Origin of the sequence: Bizionia sp. (assembly GCF_048259285.1) — a bacterium.
Lineage (GTDB): Bacteria > Bacteroidota > Bacteroidia > Flavobacteriales > Flavobacteriaceae > Algorimicrobium > Algorimicrobium hallyeonense.
Genome location: NZ_JBLXHU010000072.1, coordinates 1 through 6,942 on the forward strand (window position 1 = coordinate 1; position 6,942 = coordinate 6,942).

Consider the following 6,942-nt stretch of genomic DNA (forward strand, 5'->3'; position numbering starts at 1 on the left):
TTTGGGAATTTCGGGCGCAATGCGCACAAGATTGTTAACGAAAAACACCCCATCTACCCGCCCATTGGTACTTAAAATCAATTGCGCATCTGTCTCATCTTTAGAGAAAGTAATACCAAAACATAAGTTCTCATGATAATCCTGTAAGCGACTAGTAAGTTCATGATTATAAAACGCCTGCTCGGCCATCGGAAAATCCTGTAAATAGTAATAGGTTTCAGCATAGTCCTGAAACCAATCCCAAAATGCCTGTAACTGTGCCATAAGTTTAAATTTTAGTATACTAATTAAAGTTAAATATATTCCCGCAGCTCCCAACTCCCAACTCCAGGCTCCCTTCTTCAGTTAAAGAGGGTGAACAAACGATGTTTGGACGGGGAGTTTGTAGCATAGCGACGCCTGCCTGCCGATAGGCAGGAAGTACGCTATAAAAATCCTAGCATCAAATTAAAAGTTAAAGAGGCACCCAAGCGTTAAGAAATAGTCCAGTGGCCTATTTTAGCAAAGGGGCCTGCCTGCCGTTAGGAAGGCAAGCCAGCGCGCGGATATGTAGTTTGGAGATCTAGACGGAGGGCTTGCTTATCCTAACTCCCTGCTCCTAACCCAAATTAACGTAATAACCCAATAACAACCCCCACCGCAACAGTAAGCAAGCCCCCCTTGGGGATTTAGGGGCTCTTACCACCCCTATAACCCGACTCAATCATCGCCGAAACATGACGCTCATCCGCCCTAAAATAATCACAATAACTTTTCAAACTAACAAAGTTACGTGCTGGAAGATCAAAATGAATATTGATATCTTTTATATACTGCCTTGCAGTTTTATCGCAAACACCATTTACGATTTCGATATCTTTAGAATATAAAAATGCTAATGCCATAATAACAAATTTTAAAGGTTAATCAGATGTTCTCTGATGCCAACAACTTAAAACAACCTAAAAAGGTAGTAAGTTGGAAAAGATCAAAATGTCAAGAACTTGAAAAAGTAATTATACACAGCAAGCGCACAATATTTTTAAACAGAAGGAAAGTCTGAGCATACTAATATCAAATAGTTTCCCACAAGCACATATTTTTAATCAAAACATAATAAGTCACCCGGGTAATCCGTATCTAAAAATATCTAACTGCATAATGATATCAGGATTAATTCAATAACCTGTACAGGTACTCTAGGACGGATAATACGCACCCCACGCAATCCTCATATACGTCAGTTCGCCTGTTCCATCCATTTGTCGGAATATATCGAGAATGCACTACTAATAACTAATAACTAACACCTCACAACTAACAACTTACAACTCACACCTCACCTATACATACCCTATACATACCCTATACATACCCTATACATACCCTATGAAACACCAAAAGCATAAAAATCAAGAACAAAAAGGAACTTACACCCTTATATACAGAAAAAGCGGAATTTGTTACCCCTAAAACGTTAATAATCAGTAAACAAATCCAACAAGATGAGTAATAGCGATTAAAACGGAAGGGATTAAAATACAATCAGAAATAGTGATTAGCTTGAGCACATCAAGGATTAGAGACTGTTAAAAAAAGATCGGTATACAGGTCGCAACAACATGCTAAAACTTGATAAAAAATGAATGTGTAATCAGTATGGGCAGACAGCTTTAAGTCAAAAACAAAAAACCTGAAAGCCTGTACACAAATTTTAGAAATTATGGCTAAAGTTAGGTCAATTTTTAATGTCGAAGGAACACTGGGAGAAGTGAGCTTCGTAAAAGGAGAAGATGGGTATTATGCCCGGACGAAAGGTGGCGTGAGTAAAAAACGTATTTTAAACGACCCCGCCTTTGCAAGAACCCGCGAAAACCTAATGGAATTCGCAAACGCAGCAACCAGTGGAAAAATGCTGCGTCGAAGCATCGTTGGACTGTTGAATGATGCCAAAGATAACCGCGTCACATCACGTTTAACACAAGTCATGGCGAGGGTCAAAAATGAAGACCTGATCTCATCACGTGGCGAACGAAATGTAGCAACGGGAATCTTAACCGTTTTAGGAAAAGCCTGGTTAAACGGCTTTAACTTCAACAAACGGGCAATTCTAGACAGCGTGCTACAAGCAGCATTTTCTTTAAACCCTGTTACAGGCGAAGTGGTTATTGCCGATCTGGTTCCAATCCAACAATTGGAAATCCCAGATGGCGCCACCCATGTCGAGTTAAGTTCCGGTTTTTTAAACCTGGATTTCGCTACGGGTATAAAGGATTTGCAAGTGAGCAACTTGGTAAATTTACCAATTGATGCTACCATTTCAACGGTAACACTAACACCTGCAGGTGCACCTGTAGGCACTGGTCAAAGTTTCTACTTTCTAAAAGTGGTCTTTTATCAGGAGATTAATGCCGTACAATACCCATTAAACAATGGTGCATTTAATGCACTCCAATTAATTGAAGTATTGTAATGTGTACCCTATGTGTTTGAAAAGGCTGTCTAAAAAAGGCAGCCTTTTCTGAATAAATAATAACCATCCAGTTCCCCGCTCCCCTCTTCAGTTGAAGAGGGGTGGACAAACGAAGTTTGGACGGGGAGTTTGTAGTATAGCGACGCCTGCCTGCCGATAGGCAGGAAGTCCGCTATAAAAAATCCTGTATTTCAAACAAAAGTTAGAAAAGGAGGTTTGCAAAATTGAAAGAGGGGTGGACAAACGAAGTTTGGACGGGGAGTTTGAATAAACACAAAAGAATATAACCAAACAGGCTCCCCTCTTTAGATAAAGAGGGGAATGAATTTGATGTAGTGATAACGAAATCAAAGAAAGGGGAGTTTGATTTTAAGAGGCACCCAAGCGTTAAGAAATAATCCTGTGGACTATTTTAGTAATGGGGTCTGCCTGCCGTTAGGAAGGCGAGCTGGCGCCTAGGCAGAATAAGCAAACAAAGTTTAATCAAGGTGTTTAAAGCAAATTACAACGGAAATAAAGAAAGAGCCTGCCTGCCGCTTTATAGGGAGTTTGAAAAAACAAACCGGCCGTCTAAACCTCCTTTCGTCAGTTTAGCCACCTCCCTGTAACTAAAGGGCGGAGCCGTTTTGCGCTGGTTTTCAAAAATAGATAAGACTTTGCACAAGTTTCAAGTTTTATATAATCATCAAAAGGGTTAGAGAATATAGTTACCTTTAAATTGTTGCTAAATGCATCTTGACTTAAAGTTGAGCTTTCTAAAGATACTTCAAAATTAAGATCCACTGTATCATACTCAATGCCATCTTGAAAAGGACTACCACCTGGATAGCCTCCACTAAAATCAGCTAAAACATCCACATTATCTACAGTAAATTCAAAAGTGTACTGCGCGTTTTGTATTAATGTCAAAGTCCCAGTGACATCAATTCTAATAGGATCGTCAATATTATTTATGGTTATGGAAGGATAAGATTGTGTGTAAATAGGCGTATCTTGAACAGTATTGCCATCATGTCTCGTCCCGAAATATGGCTACAGGATAAAAATTGATTTTACCCTGATACTTGATATACCATACGGGGTGTTTTAAAGTCCTAATATAATTATATAGCATGGTATAAGTTATTGGCATGCTTTTCAAGCATAATCACTCTCAATTTGAAAAATAACCTCATAGTCTTCATCTTTCAAGGTAATACTAGCCCCATCAATCTTTCCAGTTAAAGTTTGACTTAAAGACATCGAAGTAAAGAAAATAAAAGTTAATCTAATCGTACATTTAATACAAAAAATAAGGCATAGACATATCTGCTTATTTATTCTAAAAAATGGAGCCTTTGAAAACTCCCCATGTGGTAATCAATTTTTAACTCAGTTCTTTGATGTGCATAGTAGTTTTTTATACTACATAACTTTTATACTACATAACCTGAAACATAGTCGTAAGGGTACACTATGGTAAAATCTTTGAAGCTAAGTCCACTAAAGTTATAAATACAAATCTGAATTGCAGGTTTATAATCAAGATATTGCGGCTTACCCAATTCAAACTTCATTTGATAATTGGGTTGCAAGTCTTTTGATTTTGAATGAACTCCATAAACTCTAATGGCTTTATAATCGAAAATCTTAAGAGTATTTTGCATGTAAGATAACACTCTCGCTACTGTAGTTTTATTGTTTAGCAGTTTTTTCGTTTTCATTAAGCCTATACTCCTCTCGAAATCAAGCATGTGTTCGGTTTTTCCAACTAGATCAAAACAAGTAGTTGTGCAGAAATTAAAATGAGCTTCGCAAATAACATATTTATTATCAAGTCTTGTTTTTCCCCACCAATGAGCATTTTCAATGAAAGTATCCCAAAAATAATGGCCTGTACCTAGCCATGAATTATTCCACGAGCAAGGAAATGGACCTTCTTGTTCAATTTGGTCTGGGTTTTCTCTGTCCTCCAGAGTTTGATATATTTTTTTGCTTTCCAAAAGAATGCCTTCTTTATTTAATAATGGTATTTTCTTTTAAAGGCTTTTCTAAAGATGCTAAATTCATTGTAGGCAAAACAATTGGAGGCGTATTTGCTTGATTAGTTATTATACTAACATAAGCGCGTAAGTATGGAAATAAAATAGCGATACTGTTTCTGTAAAAATATGAAGGAATTCCGTCTATAGAAACGACATTCTCAAATTTAAATATCCCATTGCAACGGATATTAACAAAAGGTTTTATATCTTTTTCTTGACTTGTTAAAGCTGAAAAATCAAAAGTTAGTAGGTAAGTTGAATTTTCGGAATCGAAAAGACCTGAAGGCTTGAAATCCACGAATAATTTATCCGATGTATAGTGTTGTAAGTCGATAAGAACTTTATCAAAATAATAACGTTCTATTGAAAAGCTTGCTTTTTCCATAAGTTTTGGTCAAAAAAAAATCCGAAGTAAAATTCGGATTTTTTATGTTATTAACAAAACTTTCGTGCTCTAAATCGGGTGGATTATTTTCTAGCATAAAAAAGCAGCTAGAGTTCTCAATAAATTCCTCTAGAGTTGGGCTGTTAATTTTATCAAATTCTGATGTTGAATTCCAGTCCTTTGCAATTTGCTCTTCAGAGGTATTATTGAAATAATCTTGTAACTTTTCAAAAATACTTTTCATCTCTTTATCCTTTTGTTTCTTGTTTTCAATACGACAAGTATAGTTAATATATGTCATACTCTTTGCAAAAGTACAACTTTTGTACAATTTGCTATTGTATTTCGTCGAAATAATTTATTTAAATCTTTCTTTAAACCTATTAATTAGACGAATTAACTTTAATTAAGTTACAAAATTCATTCCGTTATATTGTTAATTGTTTATTAATTTTGCAACTTACTCGCTATGTTAAGTCCCGAAATATGGCTACAGGTTAAAAATTGATTTTACCCTGATACTTGATATACCATACAGGGTGTTTTAAAATCCTGATATAATTATATAGCATGGTATAAGTTAATGGCATGCTTTCTTGCGCTTTTAGCACCAACATGTCTATTCCCTGCAACCCCAGCAAGACCAAATCTTTATAAGAACAACCTTTCTCTCGGAACGCCACTTCGTTACCACATCATCCACAAATAAGTCAAAATTTTTCATGCCTAAATGCACATATTTGGTACAAAATGCCCTAATAGCTTTAAAATAAAAAAGTAATATTCTCATATCACTCTTTACTTTAATAATCTTTTTAATGTTTTGGGATTCATCCGATTGTTGAAAAAAGTAATCAGGTAAATCTTGTTGTTCTCTTTGTCTTCTTTATAGAATAGGGATACATTCTTATGAACGATTCCCTTTCTGATACCTAAACTTTTATGTGCATAAGGATGTGTTACGCGTCCGTTCTTAACCTTTTCCAACAGTTCATTGGTAAGGTCTCTAAAGTCTCTCATTTCCTTTTTTGTCCATCGCCATTCAAGGTTTTCAAAAACCTCTCTGTAGGTGATGTTAGCGAGTCTAGTCCAAATGAGTTCCATTCACTACAAACCGTAAGCCTCGTTGATTTCTTTCATGACTTGCTCATGAGTGAATGTTTTTCCTTCCTCAATATCTTTAAGTCCTGCTTCAACCAATAGTTTTTCAGTTTCAGAAACATCATCTGCCCAATCAGAAGAAGCCGAAAGTCCGTTCTTGATATGCTTCAGTTTTGAAATAATCGATTCGTCCTTAAGGTTTATCAACCATTCGATCAATTTGTATTTTTCTAATTGGATATCCATACGTTTTTATTTAATATCGGCATTACAAAGATAACGATTTTCATGTTATCTTATTTCAATTCAATAGTTATACTTCCTAAAACGCTACCATCATCTTCAATCTTAAAACTCACGCTGAGTTCCATGAAACGATATTCATCTTCATTGGCGCAAGAAAAAGAGACATAAACATCCCATACTAACTAATACAATAAATTACCAATTCATTTTCTAAAGCAAATATATTTAATGAGTTGTTTCCCTTCTTCAAAACTTACCAGCCCAATTATTTTATTTTCCAACTAATTATATTCAATTTCTAAAAAAAACATAAAAAGCGAATACAAGGCATAACGCTGAGGGTCATGAATCCAGTAATCTAGGAAATCGCCTTGAGTGAAAACCAAATCATATTGCGGGAAATCCTAAAATAGCTCCAATTTTACGGTTGCTCAAACCATCCAAATGAAGGGTGATAATTTGTTTTAAGTCCATAGGATCAAGTGTGTTTACCATATCTTATTGCTTTTTGCAACAAGATAGTTGCCTTGATCTTTCAAAGTGGCACTAATCGAACCGAAATAGCCAAAACAAGAATTAACAATTCATCAAAATCGCAATACATAAAATTAACATGCCAAACGGCCTACGTTTCGTTTCCGTAGTAAAACAAATAAAAGCCGCCGCATAAGGCAGCGGAGGATGGCCTAGCGCAGCGGTTGCCATCCGCAGGCAAAGGCTTTTATGCAGTTTTC

At 36.0% G+C, this 6,942-nt stretch carries 8 protein-coding genes and 1 pseudogene; 1 reads left to right on the top strand and 8 read right to left on the bottom strand.

The window, feature by feature from the left end; translation table 11 throughout:
* Positions 1-264: pseudogene (locus tag ACN0QX_RS14855) on the bottom strand (hypothetical protein); the annotation flags it as partial.
* A 404-nt stretch (positions 265-668) separates the two neighbouring features.
* A complete protein-coding gene (locus tag ACN0QX_RS14860) occupies positions 669-884 on the bottom strand; it encodes a hypothetical protein (protein ID WP_417198094.1) in 216 nt (71 codons plus the stop codon).
* Between the two features lie 974 nt (positions 885-1,858).
* On the opposite strand from ACN0QX_RS14860, the gene ACN0QX_RS14865 reads away from it, so the two are divergent.
* On the top strand, positions 1,859-2,452 hold the full coding sequence (locus ACN0QX_RS14865) for a hypothetical protein (RefSeq protein ID WP_417198096.1): 594 nt from the start codon (positions 1,859-1,861) through the stop codon (positions 2,450-2,452).
* A gap of 585 nt (positions 2,453-3,037) precedes the next feature.
* Here ACN0QX_RS14865 and ACN0QX_RS14870 read toward each other — a convergent pair.
* The 6 genes from ACN0QX_RS14870 to ACN0QX_RS14895 all read right to left on the bottom strand — a co-directional run bounded on the left by ACN0QX_RS14870 (position 3,038) and on the right by ACN0QX_RS14895 (position 6,169).
* Positions 3,038-3,361, bottom strand: a complete 324-nt coding sequence (locus ACN0QX_RS14870; protein ID WP_417198098.1) for a hypothetical protein — start codon at positions 3,359-3,361, stop codon at positions 3,038-3,040.
* Between the two features lie 506 nt (positions 3,362-3,867).
* The gene (locus ACN0QX_RS14875; protein WP_417198100.1) at positions 3,868-4,434 is read right to left on the bottom strand and encodes a hypothetical protein; all 567 of its coding nucleotides are present in this window, start codon (positions 4,432-4,434) and stop codon (positions 3,868-3,870) included.
* Between the two features lie 13 nt (positions 4,435-4,447).
* On the bottom strand, positions 4,448-4,861 hold the full coding sequence (locus tag ACN0QX_RS14880) for a protein-export chaperone SecB (protein ID WP_417198101.1): 414 nt from the start codon (positions 4,859-4,861) through the stop codon (positions 4,448-4,450).
* Positions 4,821-5,162, bottom strand: a complete 342-nt coding sequence (locus ACN0QX_RS14885; RefSeq protein WP_417198103.1) for a hypothetical protein — start codon at positions 5,160-5,162, stop codon at positions 4,821-4,823. The genes ACN0QX_RS14880 and ACN0QX_RS14885 overlap by 41 nt, the downstream gene beginning before the upstream one ends.
* Positions 5,163-5,659: 497 nt before the next feature.
* Complete coding sequence (locus ACN0QX_RS14890; RefSeq protein WP_417198105.1) at positions 5,660-5,965, bottom strand: hypothetical protein; 306 nt, start codon at positions 5,963-5,965, stop codon at positions 5,660-5,662.
* A 3-nt stretch (positions 5,966-5,968) separates the two neighbouring features.
* The gene (locus ACN0QX_RS14895) at positions 5,969-6,169 is read right to left on the bottom strand and encodes a hypothetical protein (RefSeq protein ID WP_417198107.1); all 201 of its coding nucleotides are present in this window, start codon (positions 6,167-6,169) and stop codon (positions 5,969-5,971) included.
* Between the last annotated feature and the right edge of the window lie 773 nt (positions 6,170-6,942).